Below are 23,094 nucleotides of genomic sequence, written 5' to 3' on the forward strand. Positions count from 1 at the left end.
CCTACGCCTGGGCGTCGTGGACCAGGATCGCGACCTGCACCCGGTTCTCGACGCCCAGCTTGGTGAACAGCCGCCCCACGTGGGTCTTCACGGTCGGCACACCCATGTAGAGCTCGGCCGCGATGTCGGCGTTGCTCAGGCCGCGTGCGACCGCGTCGGCCACGTCGCGCTCACGCTCGGTGAGGGCGTCGAGGGCATCGCGCGCCGACCGCGTCCGGTCCTTCTCCTCGGCGGCCCGGTCGGTGCGGTTGACGGCGGCGATCAGCTGGGCGGTGACGCTGGGCGACAGCATCGGCTGGCCCGACGCCACCGTGCGGATCGCCTCGACGAGCCGGGCCGGCGGGGTGTCCTTCAGCAGGAAGCCCGCCGCACCGATGCGCAGGGCGCGCAGCACCATGTCGTCGGTGTCGAAGGTCGTCAGCACGATCACCTTCAGGCCCGGGTCGGCCGCCAGCAGTTCCTCCGTGGCGCTGAGCCCGTCGCGCACCGGCATCCGGATGTCCATCAGCACCACGTCGGCATCCGAGGTCGGAACGACGCGCAGCGCCTCCTCGCCGTCACTCGCCTCCGCGACGACGGCCAGGCCCGAGTCGCCGCCGAGCATCATGCGCAGGGCCGCCCGCACCATGGGGTCGTCGTCGACGACGACGAGCCGCACCACGCCCCCGCTGCTCGCCCCCGTCACGTGTCCCACGGTATCCACGCCCGCACCGCGTAGCCGCCGCCCGGGTCGGTGCCGTGGCTGATCCGGCCGCCCGCCAGGGCCGCCCGCTCGGCCAGCCCCAGCAGACCCAGCCCGGACGCGGGGAGGGACGGCGCTGCTGCCGGACCGACCGGCGCCGCGTTGCGCACACCGATGACGAGACCGTCGGCAGCCGATCCGGCCACGTCCACCGTGACGGCCGTGCCCGGTGCGTGCTTGCGCACGTTGGTCAGCGCCTCCTGCACGATCCGGTACGCCGTGCGGCCCGTGGCGGCCGGCACGTCGTCGTCGACGCGGTCGGACAGGCGTACGCGCATCCCGCCGGCCCGCTCCTCGGCCACCAGCGCCGCGATGTCGTCGAGGCCGGGCTGGGGTCGCTCGGGGACGACGTCCGCGGGCTGCGTCGGGTCGCGGAGCACGCCGAGCACGGCCCGGAGGTCGGAGAGGGCCCGGTGCGCGTTGTCCTCGATCGACTTCGCGGCGCTCCCCCGCTCCTCCTCGCTCAGGTCGGAGCGGTAGCCGAGGGCACCGGCGTGCATGGCCACGAGGGAGATGCGGTGGGCGAGCACGTCGTGCATCTCGCGAGCGATGCGGGTGCGCTCGGCAGCCCGGGCCTGCGCCACGCGCGCCTGCTGCTCACGCTCGGCAGTCAGCGCCCGCTCCCGGTAGGAGTCGACGAGCTGACGCTGGGCACCCATCGCGTAGCCGGTGGCAGTCAGGATGCCCACGACGAGGCAGCCGAAGGCGATGGAGGCCCAGAGGGGCAGGGTGTCCTCGGTGAGACCCACCCGCTCCTGCACGATCCCGGCGAGCACGTTGAGGGGCGCGACGACCGCGAGCAGCCGCCAGCGGCGGTGGGAGGCGATCGAGCCGATGATCCACGACGCCGGTCCGGCGCTGGACGCGGAGACGAAGGAGAAGGCCACCAGCAGGCCGGCGACGAGCGCCGGCTGGCGGTGCCGCCAGCGGATGAGCACGAACGACAGCAGCCCGAGCAGCGGGTCGCCGACCAGCCACCACAGGACGATGGGTTCGGAGGCGCGGTCCGCGGCACTGATCAGCGGGACGCCCCAGGCGACCAGGCTGATGAGGGCCGCGAGCGCGTAGCGCCAGGTCGCTGCGAGCCGACCCGTCCTCACCATGGCACCGACCCTAGGTGCACGGCCGGGACACCCGCGTCAGACCAAGGTGTCGTCCCGGAGCCCGGTCCGATACCCAGGTCGGACCCCGCCGAGCCCTGCGCCCGATGTCCCGGCACCACCGGCGGCACGAGGCTGGAGCCATGATCACAGTCGAGAACCTCACCAAGCGCTACGGCGGGTTCACCGCCGTCGACGACATCTCCTTCGAGGTCCGCCCGGGGAGCGTCGTCGGCTTCCTCGGACCCAACGGGGCCGGCAAGTCGACCGCCATGCGGATGATGACCGGGCTGACGCCGCCCACCTCGGGCCGCGCGACCCTGCTGGGCCAGCCCTACCGCGACCTGCACAACCCCGGCCGACAGGTCGGCGTCATGCTGGACGCGTCCGCGCAGCACCCCGGCCGCACCGGCCGCGAGGTGCTCCGGGTCGCCGCCATCTCGATCGGGGTCTCCAGGACCCGCGTCGAGGAGGCGCTCGCGCTCGTCGGCCTCAATGACGAGGAGGCCGGTCGCCGCGTCCGCAACTACTCCCTCGGCATGCGCCAGCGTCTCGGCATCGCCGCGGCCCTCCTCGGCGAGCCGCAGGTCCTCGTCCTCGACGAGCCCGCCAACGGGCTCGACCCGCAGGGCATCCACTGGATGCGCGGGCTGCTGCGCCGCTTCGCCGACGGTGGCGGGACCGTGCTCCTGTCGAGCCACCTGCTGCACGAGGTGCAGATCGTCGCCGACGACCTCGTGATGATCGGACGCGGCCGGATCGTGGCGATGGGCTCCAAGGAGGAGCTCCTCAGCCGCGGCGGCACCACGGTGTCCTCCACCGACGACGCACGGCTCGCCCAGCTGCTCCAGGCCGCCGACGTGCCCGTCACCCGCACCGGTTCGGGCCTGGTCGTCGAGGCCGAGCCCCGCGTGGTCGGCGAGATCGCCGCCCGCGAGTCCCTCGTCCTGCTCGAGCTGCGATCCGGCGGCTCGGAGGGTCTGGAGGAGATGTTCCTCGGCCTCACGGCCGCCACCTCTCGTGAAGGAGACGCAGCATGAGCACCGACACCCAGCCCGGCACCGCACCCGCCGTCGGCGGCGGCACGGCCGGCACCGCCTCCGCCCTGCCGGGGCGTCCGGGAGTGCCGTTCTCGCGCACCCTGCAGGCCGAGGTGCGCAAGATGGTCGACACCCGCGCCGGTCGCTGGATGGTCATCGTCATGGCCGCGCTGACCGTCTTCATCCTGGCCGCGTTCGTCATCTGGGGACCTGCCGAGGACGCGACCTTCGACAACCTGCTGCAGATCGCCACGCTGCCGCTCGCGATGCTGCTGCCGGTCATCGGCATCATGGCGGCGACCGCGGAGTGGACCCAGCGCACCGGGTTGGTCACCTTCACGCTCGAACCGCGCCGCGGCCGCGTCGTGCTGGCCAAGGCGCTGGGCGCCCTCGCGCTGGGCCTGGTCGTCACGGCGGTCGCCTTCGCGGCCGCAGCGCTCGCCAACCTGGCCGGCACCGGGACGTGGGACCTCGACGCCGCGGCCGGAGCAGGTCTGGTGCTGGCGCTGCTCATCTACGTCCTGCAGGGCGTCGCGTTCGGGCTGCTGTTCCTCAACACCCCGGTCGCCATCGTCACGGTCCTGGTTCTGCCCACGGCCTGGACCATCGCCACGCAGGTCTTCAGTTCGCTCGCCGACGTCGGCCGCTGGATCGACCTGGACTCGGTCACCCGTCCGCTGTTCGCCGGGGAGATGGCGGGCCAGGACTGGGCCCAGCTCGGCACCGGCGTCGGCGTGTGGGTGCTGCTGCCCCTGGCGGTCGGCACCTGGCGGGTGCTCACGCGTGAGGTGAAGTAGCCGGGGGGCCTTCACCTCACCCCCGTCGCCTCACCACGGGACGTCGATCTCGACCTCCCCGGTGGCGACACGGGCCGCCAGCCCGCCCAGCGTGACCACGTCACCGGGGACGAGCTGGCGGCCCCGTCGCGTCTCCACCTCGTCGTTGACCTGCACCGCGCCGTCCGCGATCACCGGCTTGGCCTCGGCGCCGCTCTCGACGAGGTTGGCGAGCTTGAGGAACTGGCCCAGTCGGATCGACTCGTCACGGATCGGGACGTCGACGGGCTCGCTGGTCGGTGACATGTCTCTAGGGTAGGTCTCCGTGCGCATCCGAAGCCTCCTCCTCGCCGCGGCGTCGCTCTGCCTCGCGACGCCCCTGATGGCCGTCACCACGCCCGGTGATCCGGCGAGCGCCCGACCCGCCGAGCCGGCGGGCAAGGTGCCGGGCAAGACCGGGTGCCAGGCGGAGGCCGGGGTCGAGGTGTGCTTCACCTCCCCGCCCACGGTCCCCAGTGACCCGACCGTCCTCGACCGCCCGAGCCGGCTCTTCGACACGGCCGGCCCCGGCGACACGATCCGCATCGCGATGTTCCGCTGGGACATCAAGCCGCCCACCGACGCGATCCTCGCTGCCCAGCGCCGCGGTGCCACGGTGCTCCTGGTCGGTGACGACGACCTCCGCCTCAACAAGCAGGGACGACGACTGATCACCACGCTGGAGGAGCAGGACCCGGCGCGACGCAACGTCACCATCTGCGACGGCGCCTGCCTGCCGTGGCGGGCCCCCGGCCCCTATCCCGACAGCCAGGACGTGCAGCACCTGAAGTTCTACGTCACCGACATCGGCGGCGTGCAGTCGTTCATGACGTCGTCGGCCAACCTCGAGGACCGGCAGTACCGCCAGTACAACTCGTTCATCAAGATCGACGACCCGGCCCTCTACAACTTCGGCGTGGAGTACTTCTCCCGGATGGAGGCACAGAGCCTGACGGTCGGCGGCCAGCGGTGGGACGACCATCGCAAGGTGCAGAAGTTCGGGTCGGTGACCGCGGCCGTCTACCCCAACCGCAAGGACCTGCTGCTCTCGACGCTGCAGGACATCACCTGCACGCGCGGCGCCCGGGACGTCTCGGCGATGATCGCGGTGATCCAGCGCGCCGATGTACGCGCCCAGCTGGCGCGTCTCTCCGACCGGGGCTGCCGAGTGCGGATCGTCACCTCGCGCGACACGGTGGAGAACTGGGTGCAGCGCGAGCTGCCCAGCGGTGACATCCCGGACCGCCAGGTCCGCACCGTGCTGACCCACGACAAGATGCTCGTGGCCCACGCGAAGCTCCGCGGCAGGACGACGCACCTCGTGGTGACCGGCACCTCCAACACCACGTGCGGCGGCCTCCTCTACAACGACGAGGTGATGCTCCGCGTGGTGGACAACCGCTGGCTGCACGACCAGTACCTCGCGCACTTCGACGACGCGTACGCCCGCGCGCACCAGAGCCGGTCGCGGGTCATGCCCGTGATGAAGCCCTGTCGCCGCTGACTCGAAGGTTGCTCGTACCAAGCACGGGTGAACGTCGAGCCGGGCCCACTCGTCCAGGAACTGCGGGTCAGTTCACCAGGACGCTGATCGCGTGGATCAGCACGCCGACCAGGCCGCCGACGATCGTGCCGTTGATCCGGATGAACTGCAGGTCGCGACCGACGTGCAGCTCGATGCGACGCGCCGCCTCCTTGCCGTCCCAGCGCTCGATCGTGGAGGTGATCACGGTCGTCACCTCGGCGCCGTAGCGCTCGACCGCGAAGACCGTGAGGTCGGCGGCCATCCGGTCGAGGCGCTCGCGCAGCGCGGCGTCGTCGCGCAGCTGCTCCGCGAACGCGCTCAGCTCGGCCAGGAGCCGCTGGCGAACGGCCCCCTCGGGGTCGCGGATCGAGCCGAGCAGCGCCGAGCGCATCGCCTTCCACAGCGAGATCGCGGTGGTCACGACCTGGGGGTGCTCCAGCAGGCGCTCCTTGAGCGCCTCGGTGCGGCGGACCGTCTCCTCGTCGTTGAGCAGGTCGTGGGCCAGCTGCCCCAGCATCGAGTCCAGCGCCTCGCGGGCCCGGTGGTGCGGGTCGTCGCGGATGTCCTCGAGCCACGCCAGGGCCTGCACGTGCAGCCGTGAGGTGACGGCGTCGTTGAGCTTGGGCGGCGCCCACCACGGCGCCCGCTCCTCCAGCACCCGGGTGAACGTCTCGGGGTTGTCGACCAGCCAGCTGTGCAGCTCGTCGACCGCGAGGTCGACCAGGCCGTGGTGGAGGTCGTCGCGCAGCACCTCCATCAGCGTCGTCCCCAGGAGCGGCGAGATGGGCTCCTCGCGGAACCGTGGCACGAGGGCGTGCGTGACGAGGTCGGCGACATGGTCGTCGCGGACCTTGCCGAGCGCGATCACGGCCACCTCGGCCACCTCGTCGACCACCCGCCGGGCGTGGGCCGGCTCCGCCAGCCAGGCCCCGACCCGGGCGGAGATCGTCGCGGCGGCCACCCGCTCGCGGATGATGTCCTCCTGGAGGAAGTTCTCCCCCACGAACTCCTCGAGCCCCTTGCCCAGCTCGTCCTTGCGCTTGGGCACGAGCGCGGTGTGCGGGATCGGCAGGCCCAGCGGGTGCTTGAACAGCGCCGTCACCGCGAACCAGTCGGCGATCGCGCCGACCATCGACGCCTCGGCGCCCGCGTTGACGAACCCCCAGAACCCGTCGCGCCCCAGCGTGGCGGCGTACACGCAGGCAGCGAGCAGCAGCAGTCCCACGGCCACGGTCCGCATCCGACGCAACCCGCGGCGACGGGCCTCGTCCATCCCGGGATCGGGGGTGATCAGGGAGATCGGAGGCGGGCTCGGCGGGGAGCTCGACGACGAGCGAGCGGAGGAGGTGGCGGAGGTGGCGGCCATGCCAGCCATCCTCCCCGACCGTGCCAGAATGCCGCGCATGCCTCGCACCGTGATCACCTTCGGGACGTTCGACGTCTTCCACGTCGGGCACCTGCGCGTCCTCGAGCGCGCCGCCGCGCTGGGTGACCGGCTGGTCGTGGGTGTGTCCGCGGACGCCCTCAACGAGCGCAAGAAGGGCCGCGCTCCCATCTTCAGCGAGCGCGAGCGGCTCGCGATCGTCGGCGCACTCAAGGTCGTCGACGCCGTCTTCGTCGAGGAGAGCCTGGAGCAGAAGCGCGACTACGTCGTCGAGCACGGCGCGGACGTCCTCGTGATGGGCGACGACTGGGCCGGCAAGTTCGACGAGCTCGGGGACGTCTGCGAGGTCGTCTACCTCGCCCGCACCCCGGCGATCTCCACCACCGCGATCATCGAGCACATCGCGGATCTGTGACCCGGGCCCGGCAGGGTCGCCGGGTTAGGGTCGTCCCGGACATGACCGACACGAGGGGAACCATGCGCAGAATCGTCACCACCGCTGTGGCCATCGCACTGGTGGGCGGGGCGCTCGGCGCCCCGGCCGTCGCTGCCGACACCGACCGTCCGGGCACGCCCGGGTCCTTCGGGGTCCTCGACCCCTCCGACCTGCTCGAGCTCACGCCCGAGCCGGCCGTGCCGGTCCTCGAGGAGCAGATCGAGCCGACGGCCACGGAGACGCTCGCGACCGCGCGCCGCGTCCTCGCCGGCAACGCCCGGCCGAGCGACCAGTCCGCGACGCTGGTGCTGCGCGACCTCTGGATGAAGCGCTCCAAGCTCACCGGCACCGAGCGGCGTCAGGCCGACGCCCTGCTGGCCCGCCCCACCGACGGCGTGACCGACGAGCAGGGCTTCGGCTACACCGTCGCCGAGGCGCCGCCGGTGTGCAACACCCGCCTGTGCGTCCACTACGTGCCGACCGGCACGGACGCCCCGCCGTCGCCCGACTGGGTCGCGCAGAACCTGGCGGTGATGGACTCGGTGTGGACCACCGTCGTCGACCAGATGGGCTACCGCGCGCCGGTGCGCGACGGGTCGCAGGGCGGCAGCCCCCTCTTCGACGTCTACCTCAAGGACCTCGGCGGTGACCTCTACGGCTTCTGCGCCGGTGAGAAGAGGGCCAAGAAGCGCACCGCCTCGGGCTACTGCGTGCTCGACAACGACTTCGCCGCCGCCCAGTTCCCCAACGGCACGCCCCTCGACAACCTGGTCGTGACCGCCGGGCACGAGTTCTTCCACGCCGTCCAGTACGCCTACGACTACGCCGAGGACCCGTGGATGATGGAGTCCACGGCCACCTGGATGGAGGAGCGGATCGCGACCGCGGTCAACGACAACCGCCAGTACCTCCCCGTCAGCCAGATCTACGCGCCCAACATCCCGCTCGACGCCTTCAGCCGCACCAACGGCTTCCAGTACGGCAACTGGGTGTTCTGGGAGTACCTCACCGCGCGCTACGGCAACGGGCTTGTGCTCAAGACCTGGAAGCAGGCCGGCACCCTCAAGAAGGACGGCGGCAAGAACAGCCTTCCGGCGCTGCAGAAGGTGCTCAAGCGCAAGGGCGGCTTGACCAAGAACTACGCCCGGTTCGCCGCCGGCAACCTGACCCCGGCCGCCAACTTCCCCGAGGGTGCCGAGTACCCCGGCCCCAAGGTCCGCGGCGCGAAGCTGCTGAGCAAGCGCAAGCGCGCCAAGCGCTTCGGCACCAAGGTCAACCACCTGGCCTCCGCGTCCTACGTCTACGGCCCCGGCAAGGGTCTGGACGGCAAGAAGTGGAAGCTGAGCCTGCAGGTCTCCGGACCCGCCAAGCGCACCACGCCGGCCGCGGTGGTGGTCGTCCACCAGCTCGACGGCAAGCGCAAGGTCAAGACGGTCAAGCTCAACCGCGGAGGCGACGGGCGGATCAAGGTGCCCTTCGACAACCGCAAGGTCGGCGCCGTGACGGTGACGCTGGTCAACGCCTCGACCCGCTACCAGTGCGGCCGCAAGACCCTGCTCGCCTGCGCGGGCAAGCCGCTCGACGACAAGCTGCGGTTCGCTGTCAAGGGGCGCGTCACCAAGTGACGGGCCACTCCGAGCCAGGGGCTGATCAGGAGCTCATCACGAGCTGATCCGCAGCAGGGCGTGGAGCGCCGCGACGCACTCCTCGACCAGCCGCGACAACGGGACCGGGCGTTCGCCGGTCGGCACTGCCGACCAGGTGAGCGCCCGGTCCTCTGTGTAGGCCCACCACGCGCGTACGACGTCGCGGCGGGCCTCCGGCACGTCGATCGCGCTCATGACGCGCTCCGTGCTGCCGTCGCGGACCGAGTCCATGACCTCGCTGACGCGCGGGTCGGCGACTCCGTGGCCGTGGACGAGCGCGAGGTAGAACCCGCGCCGGCGCTCGATCTGCTCGATCATCAGCCGGGTGACGGTCTCAACCTGCTCCTCCCCCGTCGCGCCCTCGTCGGGAGCGGTGGTGCGCAGCATCCGGCGCCCGGCGGCCGCGATGCAGGCCAGGTAGAAGTCGGTCTTCGTGGGGAAGTAGTGGAACAGCAGGCCGCGCGAGATGCCGGCCTCCGTGGCGATGTCGTCCATCGCCAGGTCCTGGATCGGCGTCTCGACGATCTTGGCCAGTCCGATGGCGACGAGCTGGCGCCGTCGCTCGTCCGCGCTCAGCCGGCGGCGTACGGCCGGGGCGCCCGCGGAGACGGTCTGGTCGGCGTCGGACATGCTGTTGAGCATTGCTCAACAGTGTGCCAAGGTCAACGTCATGGACTTCTCCCTCTCCCCGCGTGCCGCCGACCTCCGCGACCGGGTGCGCGCGTTCGTCGCCGACGAGATCGAGCCGATCGAGGTCGAGGCGCACCGACGCATCACCCGGCTGCGGGAGTCCGGCGGCGACAGCTGGACCCCCGATCCGGTCATCGGCGAGCTGCAGGCCAAGGCACGCGCCCAGGGGCTGTGGAACCTCTTCCTCCCTGCCGCTCACGCCGGTCAGTACGCCGCCGACTTCGGCACCGACGGCGGCGAGGGCCTCACCAACGTCGACTACGCACCGGTCGCCGAGGCGATGGGGCGCTCGTTCCTCGCTCCCCTGGTCTTCAACTCCAACGCGCCCGACACCGGCAACATGGAGGTGCTGCTCAAGTACGGCTCCGACGAGCAGCGCGCGCAGTGGCTCGAGCCCCTGCTGCGCGGGGAGATCCGCAGCGCCTTCTGCATGACCGAGCCTGCGGTCGCGTCCTCCGACGCGACCAACATGGCCGCCACCGCGGAGGTCGACGGCGACGAGATCGTCATCAACGGCCGCAAGTGGTGGTCCACCGGGGTCGGCAACCCCGACTGCAAGGTGCTCGTCTTCATGGGTCTCTCCGACCCCGAGGCCGACCGGCACTCGCGCCACACCATGGTCCTCGTGCCGCGCGACGCGGCGGGCGTGAAGGTCGAGCGGATGCTCACCACGATGGGCTACTACGACGAGCCGCTGGGCCACGGCGAGGTCTCCTTCGACAACGTGCGGGTGCCCGCGTCCAACGTCCTGCTCGGCCCGGGCCGCGCCTTCGAGATCGCCCAGGGGCGGCTCGGCCCCGGCCGGGTCCACCACTGCATGCGCGCCATCGGTCTCGCCGAGCGCGCCCTCGAGCTGGCGTGCGCCCGCGCGGTGTCGCGCACCGCGTTCGGCAAGCCGATCGCCAACCTCGGCGGCAACCGCGAGCGGATCGCCGACGCCCGCATCGCGATCAACCGCTCCCGGTTGCTGGTCATGCACGCCGCCTGGCTCCTCGACCAGGGGATGAGCCGCGAGGCCTACTCCGCGGTCAGCGAGATCAAGGTGGAGGTGCCCAACATGGCCCTCGACGTCATCGACATGGCGATCCAGCTGCACGGCGGCGGCGGGCTCAGCGACGACTTCCCGCTGGCGTCCGCCTGGGTCGGCGCCCGGTCGCTGCGCCTGGCCGACGGCCCCGACGAGGTGCACCGCAACGTCATCGCCAAGATCGAGCTCGGGAAGCACGCCTCATGAACAACACCCCACGACCTTCTTCTCCCCCGCTGCGCTCCTCCGAACAACGCCGCGGGGACCCCGAAAGAGCCCGCGTGCTGGTCACCGGCGCCGCGTCCGGCCTGGGCGCCGCGCTGGTCGCAGCGTTCCGCTCGCGCGGCGACGAGGTGCTCGCCACCGACCGCGTCGACGTGTCGTCCGTCGAGGGTGGCATCGACCTCGTCCTCGACATCACCTCCGACGACGACTGGGCGACGGCGGTCGACACCGTCCGCGAGCGCTGGGGCGGTCTCGACGTGCTCGTCAACAACGCCGGCGTCGCCGGCGGCGGCCGCGTCGACCGCTGCACGCTCGAGGAGTGGCAGTGGATCACCGACATCAACCTGTTCGGGCTGGTCCGCGGCACGAAGGCGTTCGTCCCGATGCTCAAGGAGCAGCGCGCCGGTCACCTGGTCAACGTCGCCTCGCTCGCCGGTCTCGTCCACCCGGGCGGGATGGGCTCCTACAACGCCGTGAAGGCCGCGGTCGTGGCGTTCACCGAGACCTGCGGCCACGAGCTGGCGTCGTACGGCATCCGGGCGAGCGTGGTCTGCCCCTCCTACTTCCGCACCAACCTGATGGACTCGATGCAGGGCAGCGACGAGGCGGTGGGCCGCGTGGTCAGCGGGCTCGTCGAGCGCTCGCAGGTCACGGCCGACGACATCGCCGCGGCCGTGCTGGCCGGCATGGACGCCGGTGAGGACGTCATCGTCCCCGACGAGGCGGCGCGCCAGGCCTACTTCCTCAAGTGGGCCGACCGACCGGCGTACGACGCCGTGATGCGCGACCAGGCGGCGAAGCTCGACGCGGGGGCCGAGGCGTGACCGCCGTCCCGGGCGCGCGCGCGGTGCGCGAGGAGGACGCGTTCGACGTCGCACGGGTTGCGGCGTGGCTCCGCTCCCACGCCTCCACCCCCGACGGGCTCGACGGCGAGCCCGAGGTCCGGCAGTTCACCGGTGGCGCCTCCAACCTCACCTACCTGCTGCGCTACCCCTCCGGTCGCGACCTCATCGTGCGGCGCGCGCCGGCCGGCACGAAGGCGCGGGGTGCGCACGACATGCACCGCGAGTACGTCATCCAGTCGGCGCTCGCGCCCGTCTTCGACCACGTCGCGTCAATGGTCGCCTTCTGCGACGACGCCGAGGTCATCGGCGGCGACTTCTACGCCATGGACCGCATCCCCGGCGTGATCCCCCGCAGCGAGTGGCCCGCCGACGTGCCGCTGTCGGCCGAGCAGGCGCGCGAGCTGTGCCTGCATGCAGTCGACGTGCTGGCCGAGCTGCACGGCATCGATCCGGCGGCCGCCGGGCTCGCCGACCTCGGCAAGGGGCACGGCTACGTCCGGCGCCAGGTCGACGGCTGGTCGACCCGCTACCGCAACGCCCGGACCGAGGACGTTCCCGCCCTCGAGTCGGTGATGGCATGGCTCGACGCGCACCAGCCCGACGACGTGGCCACCTGCGTGATCCACAACGACTTCAAGCTCGACAACCTCGTCGTCGCCGAGGACGACGTGACCCGGGTCGTGGGGGTGCTCGACTGGGAGATGGCGACCCTCGGCGACCCGCTGATGGACCTCGCCGGCTCGATGGCCTACTGGGTGCAGGCCGACGACACCGAGGAGTTCCAGATGATGCGGCGGGTGCCGACGCACCTGCCCGGCATGCTGACCCGCGACGAGTTCGTGGCGGCGTACGCCGAGCGCACCGGCCGGTCGGTCACGCCCGAGCAGTGGCGGTTCTACGAGGTGTTCGGGCTGTTCCGGATGGCCGTGATCGCCCAGCAGATCTACTACCGGTACTTCCACAGCCAGACGACCAACGAGATGTACGCCCTCTTCGGGCCGGCCGTGCAGATCATCGGCCGTCGGCTCGACGGGCTTGCCACGTGAGTCGCATCCTGCTGGCGCGGCACGGACAGGCCTCGTTCGGCGCCGCCGACTACGACGACCTCTCCCCCACCGGCCAGGAGCAGTCGCGGGTGCTGGGCGCAGCGCTGGCGGCTCGCGGAGTCGTGCCCGACCTGCTGGTCGCCGGCGAGATGCGACGGCACGCCCAGACCGCAGCCGGAGTCCTCGCCGGCGCCGGCTGGGCGAGGGACGTCGAGGTCGACGCCGGCTGGAACGAGTTCGACCACCTGCAGGTGCTCGCCGTCCACGACCAGCCCACGACGGCGGAGGGCGAGTCGGAGAAGGCCGCCTTCCAGCGGTGGTTCGAGGAGGCGACGCAGCGCTGGACGTCAGGCGAGCACGACGAGTCGTACGACGAGTCCTTCGCCGCCTTCACCACCCGCGTCGGCGCTGCGCTCTCGCGGCTCGCGGACGCGCTGCCCCGCAGCGGCACGGCCGTGGTGCTCACCAGCGGCGGGCCCGTGGCCTGGGCCGCCGCGTCGCTGCTCGCCGACACCGACTGCGCCCGCACCGACCTGTGGCTCCGGCTCAACCCGGTGTCGATCAACACCGGCACCTCGACGATCGTGCGCGGCTCCCGGGGCACCACGCTGGTCACTTTCAACGCGGCCGACCACCTCTCCCCCGACCTGATCACCTACCGCTAGGACTCCCCATGTCGACGACCCTCATCACCGGCGCCAGCAGCGGGCTCGGGGCCGAGATGGCCCGCCAGCTCGCCGCGCGGGGCCACGACCTCGCCCTCTGCGCGCGTCGCACGGACCGCCTCTCCGAGCTCGCCGCCGAGATCACCACCGCCCACCCTGACCGCCGCGTCGTCGTCAAGGCGCTCGACGTCACCGACAACGACGCCGTCTTCCGGGTGTTCGACGAGTTCCGCGACGAGCTCGGTGGCCTCGACCGCGTCGTCGTCAACGCCGGGCTCGGCAAGGGTCAGCCGCTCGGCACCGGGCGCTTCGACGCCAACAAGCAGACCGCCGAGACCAACTTCATCGGGGCGCTCGCCCAGACCGAGGCGGCCGCCGCGATCTTCCGCGCGCAGGGCTCGGGGCACCTGGTGATGGTCTCGTCGTTCTCCGCGCTCCGCGGCATGCCGAGGAACATCACGACGTACGCCGCGACCAAGGCCGCGGTCGCCCACCTCGCCGAGGGATTCCGCGCCGACGTCCACGGCACGCCGATCAAGGTGACCGTGCTCTACCCCGGCTACATCGTCTCGGAGATGTCCGGGACGTCTGCGAGGACGCCCCTCATGGCGTCGACCGAGAAGGGCGTGCGCGCCATGGTCGAGGCCATCGAGAAGCAGAAGAAGTCGGCCGTGGTCCCCGCCTGGCCCTGGGTGCCCCTCGGGTTCGTGGTCAAGCGGGTGCCGGTCGGGCTGCTGCGCCGGATGGCCTAGCCCCCCGTCGGGACACAGCCCCGTCACCGGCCGTGCGTAGGGTGCAGAGCATGGCCGACAACGTGTTGTGGATCATCACGGACGACCAGATGCGCTCGACGCTGAGGTCGATGGACCGGACGTGGCGACGGCTCGTCCGCAAGGGCGTGCACTTCCCCCGGGGCTACAGCGCGATGCCGCTGTGCGGTCCGGCGCGCGCCTCGATCCTCACCAGTCGATACCCCCACAACCACGGGTGCAGCAGCAACATGACCCACCAGCCGTTCGTGGCCCAGGGACACGACCGGGACACCGTGGCGACGCGGATCCAGGCAGCCGGCTACGACACCGGCTACTTCGGCAAGTACATGAACGGGCTCGCCCAGCAACCGTCGTACGTCGCCCCCGGCTGGGACCGTTGGGTCGCGCTGCTCGACGGCATGATCGACGACCCGCGGGTCAACGTCGACGGCAGCATCCGGAAGGTCGCCTCCCAGCGAGCGTTCGACCGGTTCGCCGCGAAGCGGTTACGGCGCTTCATCCGCCGCCACCAGGACACCGGGCCGTGGTTCGCGGTGTTCGCGCCGACGGCCCCGCACGGCCCGTACACACCGAGCCAGGAGCACGCCGACGACTTCGACGGGGTGTCCTGGGCCCCACCGGCGTCCAACGAGGCCGACATGAGCGACAAGCCGACGTGGTTGCAGGACCTCCCCCCGCAGGACCGTGAACGCATGCGGAAGATCTACGAGGGCAAGCTCGAGGAGCTGCAGGACGTCGACGACCAGATCGCGAGCGTGCTGGACGTCCTGAAGCGCAGCGGCCAGCTGCGGCGGACCTGGATCTTCTTCGTCTCCGACAACGGCTACCTGCTCGGCGAGCACCGGCTGCTCCACAAGTCGCAGCCCTACGAGGAGGCGGCGGGCATCCCGTTCGCCGTCCGCGGTCCAGGCGTGGAGCCGCGCACCGTGGACGCACTGGTCTCACAGGTCGACCTGATGCCCACCACCCTCGACGTGGCCGGCCTCGACCCCGACGCGGGCCGCGACCTCGACGGCCGCTCGATGCTCGAGCCGCTCAGGTCCGGCGACTGGTCCGGCTGGCGACGACGGTTGCTGGTCGAGAACACGAACCTCGACTGGTCGATGCTCCGCGAGGGCTCGACCGCCTACATCGAGCACCACGACTCCGCGGAGTGGGAGCTCTACGACCTGGACCGCGACCCCCACCAGCTCACGAGCCTGCGCGACGCCGACGTCGTCGAGCTGGCGCGGACGACGGGGCAGCTCTTCGGCTCGCAGGGCCGAGCCCTGCGGGCGCTCGAGCAGTAGCCGGCTTCGTCCCGGAGTCAGCCGTAGAGGAAGGACCCTCCCCTGCGGCATGATCGGCCCGTGGTCGTACTCGTGCCGCGACAGATCCGGATGACCGGGATGACAGGAAGCGTGCCCTACTACGGGGGCCGCTTCACCCCGGCGCAGGCGTACGCCGCGGCGCACCCGCCGCGTCCGCCGGTCCCGCCTCCAGCCGTGCAGCCGCCGGCCCGGCCCACCCGGGACCCGGTCGAGGCGTTGCAGCACCTGCTCGACACCGGTGTGCTGACGCAGGAGGAGTTCGACGAGCTGCGGCAGCGGGTCGAGCGGTGACCGGGCCGGTCCAGGTCCTGGTGATCGGGTTCGAGGCGCCGTCGTTCTCGGGCGAGGTGCTGGCCGAGCTCGCCGGGCTCCGCGAGCGCGGTGTCGTGCGGTTGGTCGACGTCCTGCTTGTCGAGCGTGGCGACGACGGGACCTTCGAGGTCCTCGACCCGCCCGCTGGCAGCGATCCGGACCTGGGGCGGATCGCGGCAGAGGTCCTCGGCGGAGGTGGGGAGTCCGATGGGGACATCTCGCTCGACGAGGCCTGGTCGTTGGCAGACGCGGTCCCCCCGGGTGGTGTTGCCGCCGTGGCACTCCTCGAGCACCTCTGGGCCGAACCTCTTGTCGCGGCGATCGGGCGAGCCGGCGGCCGTCCGCTCGGCGAGCTGTGGCTCCCGGCAGGTGAGGTGCCCGACTCGACGGTCGGCTGACAGGATGCCCGGATGCGCGCCATGGTCGTCGATGCGGTCCGGGGACGACCCGAGGTCCGCGAGGTCGCCGATCCGACGTGTCCGGCCGGCGGCGTGGTGGTCCGCGTGATGGCCACCGGCTTGTGCCGGAGTGACTGGCACGCGTGGGCGGGACACGACGAGATCGCGTTCCCGCACGTGCCGGGTCACGAGCTGGCCGGCGTGGTCGTGGAGGTCGGCGCCGGCGTCGGCCGGTGGGCGGTCGGCGACCGCGTGACCGTCCCGTTCGTGTGCGGGTGCGGTCGCTGCGAGTGGTGCCTGGCCGGGAACGCCCAGGTGTGCCCCGACCAGCAGCAGCCGGGCTTCACCCACTGGGGCTCCTTCGCCGAGCACGTCGCCCTGCACGCCGCTGACACCAACCTGATCGGCCTTCCCGAGTCGATCGACTTCGCGACCGCCGCCAGCCTCGGCTGCCGGTTCGCCACGGCGTACCGCGCCCTCGTCGGACGGGCACGCGTCACCGAAGGCGAGTCGGTGACCGTGCTCGGCGCCGGCGGCGTAGGACTCAGCACCGTGATGATCGCGCGCGCCCTGGGATGTCGGGTGATCGCGGTGGATCGCAACCCGCAGGCGCTCGCCCTGGCCGCCGACCTCGGCGCGGACCACGTCCTGCTCGCCGACGGCCCGGACGTCCCGGCCGCCGTGGCCGAGCTCACGGGAGGCGGGAGCCACGTCGCGGTGGACGCCGTGGGCAGCGAGCAGACCTGCGCCGACGCGATCCTCAGCCTGCGTCGCCGCGGTCGCCACGTGCAGGTGGGCCTGCTCCCGCCGGTCGACGGTCACCCGCGGGTGCCGATGGATCGGGTGATCGGCTGGGAGCTCGACCTCCTGGGCAGCCACGGGATGGCAGCGGTCGACTACCCGGACATGCTCGCCCTCGTCGAGCAAGGCCTCCTCCGGCCCGATCAGCTGGTCCGGCGCACCATCGGGCTCGACGAGGCCGCGGCGCTCCTGCCCTCCTTCGACCGGACGACCGCGGCCGGCATGACGCTGATCGACCCCGCTCGCTGAGCAGCACGTCGGTCTGACGCCGCCCATCGGCTGCGCGGATGCACGTGTCCGGGCCTCCGCTCCTAGCGAACTTCGCAGTCGACGCCGCCCGCGCAGTCGCGCAGGGAGTGGTCATCGATCACTGCACCCCGGGAGTCGTAGGTGACCACTCGTGCCAAGGCCCCGGGGATGCCCGCCCACACGATGCTCGACCCCGGTGCCATCGTGTGGTCGACCGTCCCCTCGACGATCGTGCCGGCCGTGTTGACGAACTCGACTCGGGTGACCGAGTCGTCGGGCAGACCCGCCACGGCCAGGGATGGCGCGTCCTCGGACCCGGCGTCGCCGGCGAACACCTCCAGGCCCGTGCCCGGATCGAGGAAGTCGTCGGTGCCGAATCCCCACTCGTAATGCCGCTGACCGTCCTCGTTGCGGATCACCGCAGGCACGCAGTCGGCGCCCTGGAAGGACACGCAGGCAACCTCGAGCGTGCCATTGACCACCGCGATCCCCATGTCCGTGGAGCCGACCGGCTGTCCATCCTCGTCACCGGCGGCCGTCTCGATCGCGAGGACTCCGTCGTACAGCCAGCCGGGAAAGGCCGGGCGGTCGTACATCGTCACTCCTGTGTAGCTGGGGACGCCGGTGGTGAACGCCTCGCCCTGCACCTCGAACTCATCGCCCGGGATCTCCATCCCGTCCACTGCTCCGAGCGGTTCGGGGATGGCGACCTGCCACGCGGATATCCGCTCGGCCCCCGGCACGTCACGGAGCACCCGCTCCTGGAGCTCGCTGAGGCCGGTGGGACGAGCGGCGACGTCGCGCGCAACAGTGTCGCGGTCGCTGCCGCCGCCATCGAGTCCTGGCACGAGCAAGGTTGCGGAACCGCCCACCACGATCGTTGCCACCACCGCGACGAGCGCCGCACGCGTGCGCCGGCGTCGGACTCCGCGACTCTTCGCCTCAGCCAGACGACGAGGATCCAAGCGGGCCTCAGGATCGCCCTTCAGCTCTTCTGCGAAGAGCTCCAGCGTGGTCTGGTTCATCGGTACATCTCCTCTTCGACGGGCGTGTCCCCGCAGACGCGCAACTTGGCGAGGGCGCGCGCCAAGGTGCTCTTCACAGTGCCGGGAGCGATGCCGAGCTCGCGCGCGACGTTCGCTTCCGACAGGTCGTAGTAGTGCCGAAGCACGACCACGCGGCGTTCCCGCTCCGTCAGCTGCGCCAGGAGCCGGACGATCTGGTCACGGTCGTCAGGCCTGGGGTCGGCCGCTCCGGGGTCGGCATGACCCAAGGCCCCGCCCCCAATCTCGAAGAACCGGCGACGTCGGATGCGGTCCACATTGAGATTGACCAGAACCCGTCGGCAGTAAGCCAGGGCATCGCCGCTCCGGACCGTGCGCCACTTGGCGTACGTGCGCTCCAACGCCGTCTGCGCGAGGTCCTCGGCGAGGTGATGGTCCCCCGTGAGCAGGTACGCCGAGCGGTGGAGCTTCGGCCAGGCTGCGTACGCGAACTCATCGAACTCCTGCTCTCGCCCGGCCATCAACGCCCCGTTCCACACGTGTGATCAGTCTCGCCCGTACATACGCACCATGAACCAGATCGGTTCTGCCGTGCAGAGAACCAATCATCGCGACGAGTCTGCGGTCGGCGCTCCAGGTACGGCAGATCGTCCCCAACGGCAGGACCATCGCCGACCGCCGGGCCACCGCCGACGTGATCGCGGAGTCCGAGGTCGTCGGGCTGGAGGTCGGCGAACTCGAAACCACCAAGTGGCGCTCATCAGGAGATCCGCGAACCACCAGCGGCGTGTGCGTGCGTTCGCGCGTGGAAGAGTGCCCTCATGGCAGGTGGATCGGACCGAGGCCCCGAGCCCGTGCTCGAGACGGACCGGCTGTTGCTCAGGCCGTGGCGGGTGTCCGAGGCCCCCATCCAGCGTGAGATGTGGGCCGAACGAGATCCGCGAGTGCCGCCGCACCGGCGCATCGACGCGGAGGGGCTCCCTGCTGTCATGGACTTCGAAGAGGCGATCCGATCCGCCACGGGGTCATCGCTCGGGCTGCTGGCCGTCGAGCCGAAGGGTGTGGGTGCCGCCGTCGGCTACTGCGGCCTCGTGGACAGTGGACGCGGGTTGCAGGAGCCGGAGCTGGCCTTCGAGTTCCTGCGCCGGTCCTGGGGACAGGGATACGCCACCGAGGCGTCATGGGCGGTCCTGCGCTGGGCGACAACCGCTGGGTACCAGCGGCTCTGGGCCACCGTCTGGGACTGGAACATCGCCTCTCGTCGAGTGCTGGCGAAGGTCGGATTCGAAGAGGCCGAGCGGCAGGAGACGCCCCACGGGACCAACTGCGTCACCACGCGGCGGCTCTGAGCCGTTGTTGACCTCGGATCCGACCGGTCGAGCGGGTCAGGACCTCGTCTACTGACGCGACAGCGCCACGCGCAGGCGTTCCGTGGGATCGATGAAGTGGTCGTGGTCGTCCGTGCCGAGGTCGAGCTGGACCCAGTGCAGCTTGCCGGTGAACCGGGAGTCGCGGGCGCTGTAGTCGGCAGTGACTGTGGTGCCGGACTCGTAGCCGATGTCGGTGGTCTCGTCTGCGGAGAAGATCATCGGCTGGGTCCGGTCGACGCGGCCCGTCCCCACGTCGTCGCCGTCACAGAAGAGGGTGACGTCACCGCCCTTCGCCAGCCCGCCGCCGTCGTAGTCGAACTCCATGCGCAGCTGGTGGCGGCCCTCCGGAACGGGCACGTCGGCTCGCGTGGTGAACGACTGGATGCCGAGAACGTTGTACACGAACGTCAGTCGGGCGTCGTGGACGTAGACCGCCCAGCCGCCGAACCGACCCCCTTGGGCGATGATCACGCCGTTCGCCCCGCTCGGTGGGACGTCGACCTCCGCGGTGATCGAGAACGACTTGTTCTTGATGCTGACCACGCTGTTCTCGGACAGCCGGCCCATGCCGGGGAAGAACAGCTGTGAGCGCCCCCGGATCAGGGTCGGCCGCCCAGCCATCGTCGGTTCGAGTCGTTCCGCGGTGCGGTCGTCCATGGGCAGCACGTTGTACTTGGTGGCCTCGATGAGCCACAACCGCTGCAGCTGTCGGAGCTTGTCGGGGTGCTCGTCCGCCAGGTCACGCGCCTGGCTGAAGTCGGTGCTGCCGTCGTAGAGCTCCCACACGTCATCGTCGAACGCTGGGAGCGGGCGGCCGTCCATGACCCACGGGGTGCGGTGCTTGGTGACCGCGCTCCAGCCCTGGTGGTAGATGCCGCGGTTGGCGAACATCTCGAAGTACTGCAGGTCGTGCCGTTCAACGGCGTCGGCGTCGCTGAAGGTGTAGAGCATGCTCGTGCCCTCCATGGGCGACTGCTGGACGCCGTTGACCATGGTCGGCTCGGGCAGACCGGCGGCCTCCAGGATGGTGGGCGCCAGGTCGATGACGTGGGTGAACTGCGACCGAAGACCTCCGGGGTCCTCGATCCCGTTCGGCCAGTGGACGATGGTGCCGTTGCGGGTGCCGCCCCAGTGCGACGCCACCTGCTTGGTCCACTGCAGCGGGGCGTTCATCGCCCACGCCCATCCCACGGAGTAGTGGTTGTAGGAGCTGGGCGAGCCGAACTCGTCCATCTTGCTCACCATGAACTCCGGCGTCTCGAGCGCGGCCATGCCGTTGAAGTTGGCCATCTCGTTGAACGCGCCGTTGGCGGTGCCCTCGGCGGACGCCCCGTTGTCGCCGATGATGTAGTAGATGATCGTGTCCTCGATGACCTCGAGGTCGATCAGGGCCTCGATCAACCGTCCGACGTGGTGGTCGGTGTGCTCGAGGAAGCCGGCGTAGACCTCCATCTGGCGCGCCAGCACCGGTTTCAGCTCGTCGGGCATGTCGTCCCAGGCGGGGATCTCGTCGTGCCGCGCGGTCAGCTCCGCGTCCGCGGGGATCACGCCGAGCTCCTTCTGGCGGGCGAAGGTCCGCTCGCGTTGCACGTCCCATCCGTCGTCGAACTGACCGGCGTACTTCTCGATCCACTCGCTGGGCACGTGGTGGGGCGCATGGGTCGCGCCCGGCGCGAAGTAGACGAAGAACGGCTTCTCCGGCATCAAGGCCTTCTGCTGGCGCATCCAGCTCACGGCCCGGTCCGCCAGGTCCTCGGTCAGGTGGTAGCCCTCCTCCTCGGTCGCCGGCGGCTCGACCGGCGTGGTGCCGTCGTAGAGCGCGGGCTCCCACTGGTTGTTCTCCCCGCCGATGAACCCGTAGAACGCCTCGAACCCGCCGCCGCCGGACGGCCACGCGTCGAAGGGTCCCATCGGGGAGGTCTGCCACACCGGCACCTCGTGGCACTTGCCGAACTGGGCGGTGGAGTACCCGTTCAGCTTCAGGGTCATCGCCAGCGGCGCCTTGGTGTTCGGGCGTACGGAGCTGTTCCCCGGTGCGGAGGTGGCCGTCTCGGTGATGCTTCCCATGCCGACCGAGTGATGGTTGCGACCGGTCAACAACGCCTGGCGAGTCGGTGCGCACAGTGCCGTGGTGTGGAACCGGTTGTAGCGCAAGCCACCTTCGGCCAGCTGGTCCGCCGTGGGGGTGAGGCACGGGCCGCCGAACGTGCTGCTGGCGCCGAAGCCCACGTCGTCGAGCAGGACCACCAGGACGTTGGGCGCACCGGCGGGGGGCGTCAGCGGCTCGATGGGCGGGTACCGGGTGTCCGGGTCCTTGGCGTCGTACGTCGTCAGTCCGTGGGCGGGACGGTCCGGGATCGGGAGCATCGTGCGTGCGTGGCTATCAGGGGTCATGGCTTCCTTCCACAGGGCGCGCCCGAGCCGACGGCCTCGGAACCTACGCCGCAGCGACCGCGGGAGGCCTCCCCCGGCACGGGTGAGCGCCCCACGTTGGTGATGACCCGGCTCCGCTGCCGTCCTATGGTCGGAGGATGAGGCGGACGTGCTGCCTTGGCCCACACCCGGTGACGCCATGAAGGTCGTCGTGGCCGCGCTGCCCGCGTTCGGCCACGTCTATCCGCTGGTGCCCCTCGCCCTCGCCCTCGAGCGTGCGGGGGCGACGGTGGTCTTCGCCACCGGCGAGGAGCTCGGACGTCGGCTGCCCTTCCGGACCGTCGTCGGAGCCGAGAAGTCGTGGGCCTTCGCCGACGCCATCTCCGAGCTTGCCCGGCGCATGGAGGGTACTGGGGTGAGGTCGGACCGAAGCCTCGGCCGGACGCTCTTCGTCGAGCTCTGCGCGCCGCACGTCACGGACGTCATGACCGCGGTGCTCCAGCGTGAGCGACCGGACCTCGTCGTCTTCGAGCAGACCAACGTCGGTGCAGCCATCGCCGCCCACAGGACCGGTATCCGGGCCGTCTGCCAGGCCATCGTCGGATGGGGCCGGCAGTGGTCGGAGAACTACGAGGCCGTGGCGGCGCTGGTCGAGGCACCCTCTCCCGACGCCCTGGCCGAGGCCCTCATCGACCCGCACCCACCCTTCCTCGCCGACCTCGAGGCCACCCCACCCTTTCCCACGGTCGCGATGCGACCGACGCCCTGGTCCCCGGAGGGTCACCTCCCGCCGTGGCTGCTCGAGCCGCGGCGCGCCCCGCGGGTGTACGTCACCATGGGGACGGTCTTCGGCAACCTGGAGCTGCTCCGCACGATGGCGCTCGAGGTCGCCGCCACCGGCTGTGAGGCGCTCGTGGCGACGGGCCCGGGGACACGCCCCGGCGACCTGGGCGACGTGCCGGCGACGGTGCACGTCGAGCAGGAGGTCCCCCAGGTTCAGCTCCTGCCGCACGTGGACGTAGTCGTCCACCACGGCGGGACCGGCACGATCATCGGAGCGCTCGGCCAGGGGCTGCCGCAGGTCGTCGTCCCGCAAGGGGCCGACCAGTTCTGGAACGCCGACCACATCACCGCCGAAGGCGCCGGACGCACCATCCCACCGGGTGCACCGCCGGGCTCTGTCGGCGTCGCCGTCGCCGCCCTGGCGGAGGACGAGGCGCCAGAGCGGGCCGCGGCACGCCGCCTGGGGGACGTCATCAGCCAGATGCCCAGCCCCGACTCCGTGGCGGAGCTGCTCATCGACGGCGCCGCGTAGACG

At 71.2% G+C, this 23,094-nt stretch carries 24 protein-coding genes; 16 read left to right on the top strand and 8 right to left on the bottom strand.

Annotated features, from left to right (window positions below; genetic code table 11):
* Window position 1: 1 nt before the first annotated feature.
* A complete protein-coding gene (locus JOD65_RS18755) occupies window positions 2-685 on the bottom strand; it encodes a response regulator transcription factor (RefSeq protein ID WP_307821262.1) in 684 nt (227 codons plus the stop codon).
* Window positions 682-1,845 carry a sensor histidine kinase gene (locus JOD65_RS18760; RefSeq protein ID WP_191195081.1) on the bottom strand — a complete coding sequence of 388 codons (1,164 nt, stop codon included), beginning with the start codon at window positions 1,843-1,845 and terminating at the stop codon, window positions 682-684. The genes JOD65_RS18755 and JOD65_RS18760 overlap by 4 nt, the downstream gene beginning before the upstream one ends.
* Window positions 1,846-1,985: 140 nt before the next feature.
* Here JOD65_RS18760 and JOD65_RS18765 point away from each other — a divergent pair, with 140 nt between their 5' ends.
* Both JOD65_RS18765 and JOD65_RS18770 read left to right on the top strand, forming a co-directional pair.
* Complete coding sequence (locus JOD65_RS18765; protein ID WP_191195080.1) at window positions 1,986-2,882, top strand: ABC transporter ATP-binding protein; 897 nt, start codon at window positions 1,986-1,988, stop codon at window positions 2,880-2,882.
* Entirely contained in the window at window positions 2,879-3,679 is an 801-nt protein-coding gene (locus JOD65_RS18770) for an ABC transporter permease (RefSeq protein ID WP_191195079.1), read from the top strand. Before JOD65_RS18765 ends, JOD65_RS18770 begins: the two co-directional genes overlap by 4 nt.
* A gap of 30 nt (window positions 3,680-3,709) precedes the next feature.
* Here the strand turns inward: JOD65_RS18770 and JOD65_RS18775 are convergent, their stop codons facing one another.
* On the bottom strand, window positions 3,710-3,964 hold the full coding sequence (locus JOD65_RS18775; protein WP_191195078.1) for an RNA-binding S4 domain-containing protein: 255 nt from the start codon (window positions 3,962-3,964) through the stop codon (window positions 3,710-3,712).
* 19 nt (window positions 3,965-3,983) lie between these two features.
* Between JOD65_RS18775 and JOD65_RS24115 the strand changes: the two genes are divergently transcribed.
* Window positions 3,984-5,201: a phospholipase D-like domain-containing protein gene (locus JOD65_RS24115; RefSeq protein WP_191195077.1), complete on the top strand. Its 1,218-nt coding sequence runs from the start codon at window positions 3,984-3,986 to the stop codon at window positions 5,199-5,201.
* Between the two features lie 67 nt (window positions 5,202-5,268).
* On the opposite strand, the gene JOD65_RS18785 is transcribed toward JOD65_RS24115, so the two are convergent.
* Window positions 5,269-6,588 carry a DUF445 domain-containing protein gene (locus JOD65_RS18785; RefSeq protein WP_191195076.1) on the bottom strand — a complete coding sequence of 440 codons (1,320 nt, stop codon included), beginning with the start codon at window positions 6,586-6,588 and terminating at the stop codon, window positions 5,269-5,271.
* Window positions 6,589-6,625: 37 nt separating this feature from the next.
* Between JOD65_RS18785 and JOD65_RS18790 the strand changes: the two genes are divergently transcribed.
* Window positions 6,626-7,021 carry an FAD synthase family protein gene (locus JOD65_RS18790; protein WP_191195075.1) on the top strand — a complete coding sequence of 132 codons (396 nt, stop codon included), beginning with the start codon at window positions 6,626-6,628 and terminating at the stop codon, window positions 7,019-7,021.
* 62 nt (window positions 7,022-7,083) lie between these two features.
* The gene (locus JOD65_RS18795; RefSeq protein WP_191195074.1) at window positions 7,084-8,667 is read left to right on the top strand and encodes an MXAN_6640 family putative metalloprotease; all 1,584 of its coding nucleotides are present in this window, start codon (window positions 7,084-7,086) and stop codon (window positions 8,665-8,667) included.
* Window positions 8,668-8,703: 36 nt separating this feature from the next.
* Here JOD65_RS18795 and JOD65_RS18800 read toward each other — a convergent pair whose 3' ends face one another.
* The gene (locus tag JOD65_RS18800; protein ID WP_204811276.1) at window positions 8,704-9,318 is read right to left on the bottom strand and encodes a TetR/AcrR family transcriptional regulator; all 615 of its coding nucleotides are present in this window, start codon (window positions 9,316-9,318) and stop codon (window positions 8,704-8,706) included.
* Between the two features lie 40 nt (window positions 9,319-9,358).
* Between JOD65_RS18800 and JOD65_RS18805 the strand changes: the two genes are divergently transcribed.
* The 9 genes from JOD65_RS18805 to JOD65_RS18845 all read left to right on the top strand — a co-directional run bounded on the left by JOD65_RS18805 (window position 9,359) and on the right by JOD65_RS18845 (window position 17,029).
* On the top strand, window positions 9,359-10,612 hold the full coding sequence (locus tag JOD65_RS18805) for an acyl-CoA dehydrogenase family protein (protein ID WP_191195073.1): 1,254 nt from the start codon (window positions 9,359-9,361) through the stop codon (window positions 10,610-10,612).
* A 74-nt stretch (window positions 10,613-10,686) separates the two neighbouring features.
* Window positions 10,687-11,454 carry an SDR family NAD(P)-dependent oxidoreductase gene (locus tag JOD65_RS18810; protein ID WP_204811278.1) on the top strand — a complete coding sequence of 256 codons (768 nt, stop codon included), beginning with the start codon at window positions 10,687-10,689 and terminating at the stop codon, window positions 11,452-11,454.
* Window positions 11,451-12,521, top strand: a complete 1,071-nt coding sequence (locus JOD65_RS18815) for a phosphotransferase family protein (protein ID WP_191195071.1) — start codon at window positions 11,451-11,453, stop codon at window positions 12,519-12,521. Before JOD65_RS18810 ends, JOD65_RS18815 begins: the two co-directional genes overlap by 4 nt.
* Complete coding sequence (locus tag JOD65_RS18820) at window positions 12,518-13,186, top strand: histidine phosphatase family protein (RefSeq protein ID WP_191195070.1); 669 nt, start codon at window positions 12,518-12,520, stop codon at window positions 13,184-13,186. The genes JOD65_RS18815 and JOD65_RS18820 overlap by 4 nt, the downstream gene beginning before the upstream one ends.
* 8 nt (window positions 13,187-13,194) lie before the next feature.
* Entirely contained in the window at window positions 13,195-13,938 is a 744-nt protein-coding gene (locus tag JOD65_RS18825; protein WP_191195069.1) for an SDR family oxidoreductase, read from the top strand.
* A gap of 50 nt (window positions 13,939-13,988) precedes the next feature.
* Window positions 13,989-15,248 carry a sulfatase family protein gene (locus JOD65_RS18830; RefSeq protein ID WP_191195068.1) on the top strand — a complete coding sequence of 420 codons (1,260 nt, stop codon included), beginning with the start codon at window positions 13,989-13,991 and terminating at the stop codon, window positions 15,246-15,248.
* Between the two features lie 60 nt (window positions 15,249-15,308).
* Window positions 15,309-15,560, top strand: coding sequence for an SHOCT domain-containing protein (locus JOD65_RS18835; protein WP_191195067.1), 252 nt, complete (start codon window positions 15,309-15,311; stop codon window positions 15,558-15,560).
* Window positions 15,557-15,979, top strand: a complete 423-nt coding sequence (locus tag JOD65_RS18840) for a DUF6325 family protein (RefSeq protein WP_191195066.1) — start codon at window positions 15,557-15,559, stop codon at window positions 15,977-15,979. The genes JOD65_RS18835 and JOD65_RS18840 overlap by 4 nt, the downstream gene beginning before the upstream one ends.
* A 12-nt stretch (window positions 15,980-15,991) precedes the next feature.
* Complete coding sequence (locus JOD65_RS18845) at window positions 15,992-17,029, top strand: zinc-binding dehydrogenase (RefSeq protein ID WP_191195065.1); 1,038 nt, start codon at window positions 15,992-15,994, stop codon at window positions 17,027-17,029.
* A 62-nt stretch (window positions 17,030-17,091) separates the two neighbouring features.
* On the opposite strand, the gene JOD65_RS18850 is transcribed toward JOD65_RS18845, so the two are convergent.
* A complete protein-coding gene (locus tag JOD65_RS18850; protein WP_191195064.1) occupies window positions 17,092-18,054 on the bottom strand; it encodes a hypothetical protein in 963 nt (320 codons plus the stop codon).
* Window positions 18,051-18,554 (bottom strand): SigE family RNA polymerase sigma factor, encoded by a 504-nt coding sequence (locus tag JOD65_RS18855; protein ID WP_191195063.1) that lies wholly within the window; start codon window positions 18,552-18,554, stop codon window positions 18,051-18,053. Before JOD65_RS18855 ends, JOD65_RS18850 begins: the two co-directional genes overlap by 4 nt.
* 300 nt (window positions 18,555-18,854) lie before the next feature.
* On the opposite strand from JOD65_RS18855, the gene JOD65_RS18860 reads away from it, so the two are divergent.
* Window positions 18,855-19,382, top strand: coding sequence for a GNAT family N-acetyltransferase (locus JOD65_RS18860; RefSeq protein ID WP_191195062.1), 528 nt, complete (start codon window positions 18,855-18,857; stop codon window positions 19,380-19,382).
* Between the two features lie 48 nt (window positions 19,383-19,430).
* Here the strand turns inward: JOD65_RS18860 and JOD65_RS18865 are convergent, their stop codons facing one another.
* The gene (locus JOD65_RS18865) at window positions 19,431-21,797 is read right to left on the bottom strand and encodes an arylsulfatase (protein WP_191195061.1); all 2,367 of its coding nucleotides are present in this window, start codon (window positions 21,795-21,797) and stop codon (window positions 19,431-19,433) included.
* Between the two features lie 178 nt (window positions 21,798-21,975).
* On the opposite strand from JOD65_RS18865, the gene JOD65_RS18870 reads away from it, so the two are divergent.
* Entirely contained in the window at window positions 21,976-23,091 is a 1,116-nt protein-coding gene (locus JOD65_RS18870) for a glycosyltransferase (protein ID WP_191195060.1), read from the top strand.
* Window positions 23,092-23,094: the final 3 nt, after the last annotated feature.

It is taken from the genome of Nocardioides cavernae (genome assembly GCF_016907475.1).
Lineage (GTDB): Bacteria > Actinomycetota > Actinomycetes > Propionibacteriales > Nocardioidaceae > Nocardioides > Nocardioides cavernae.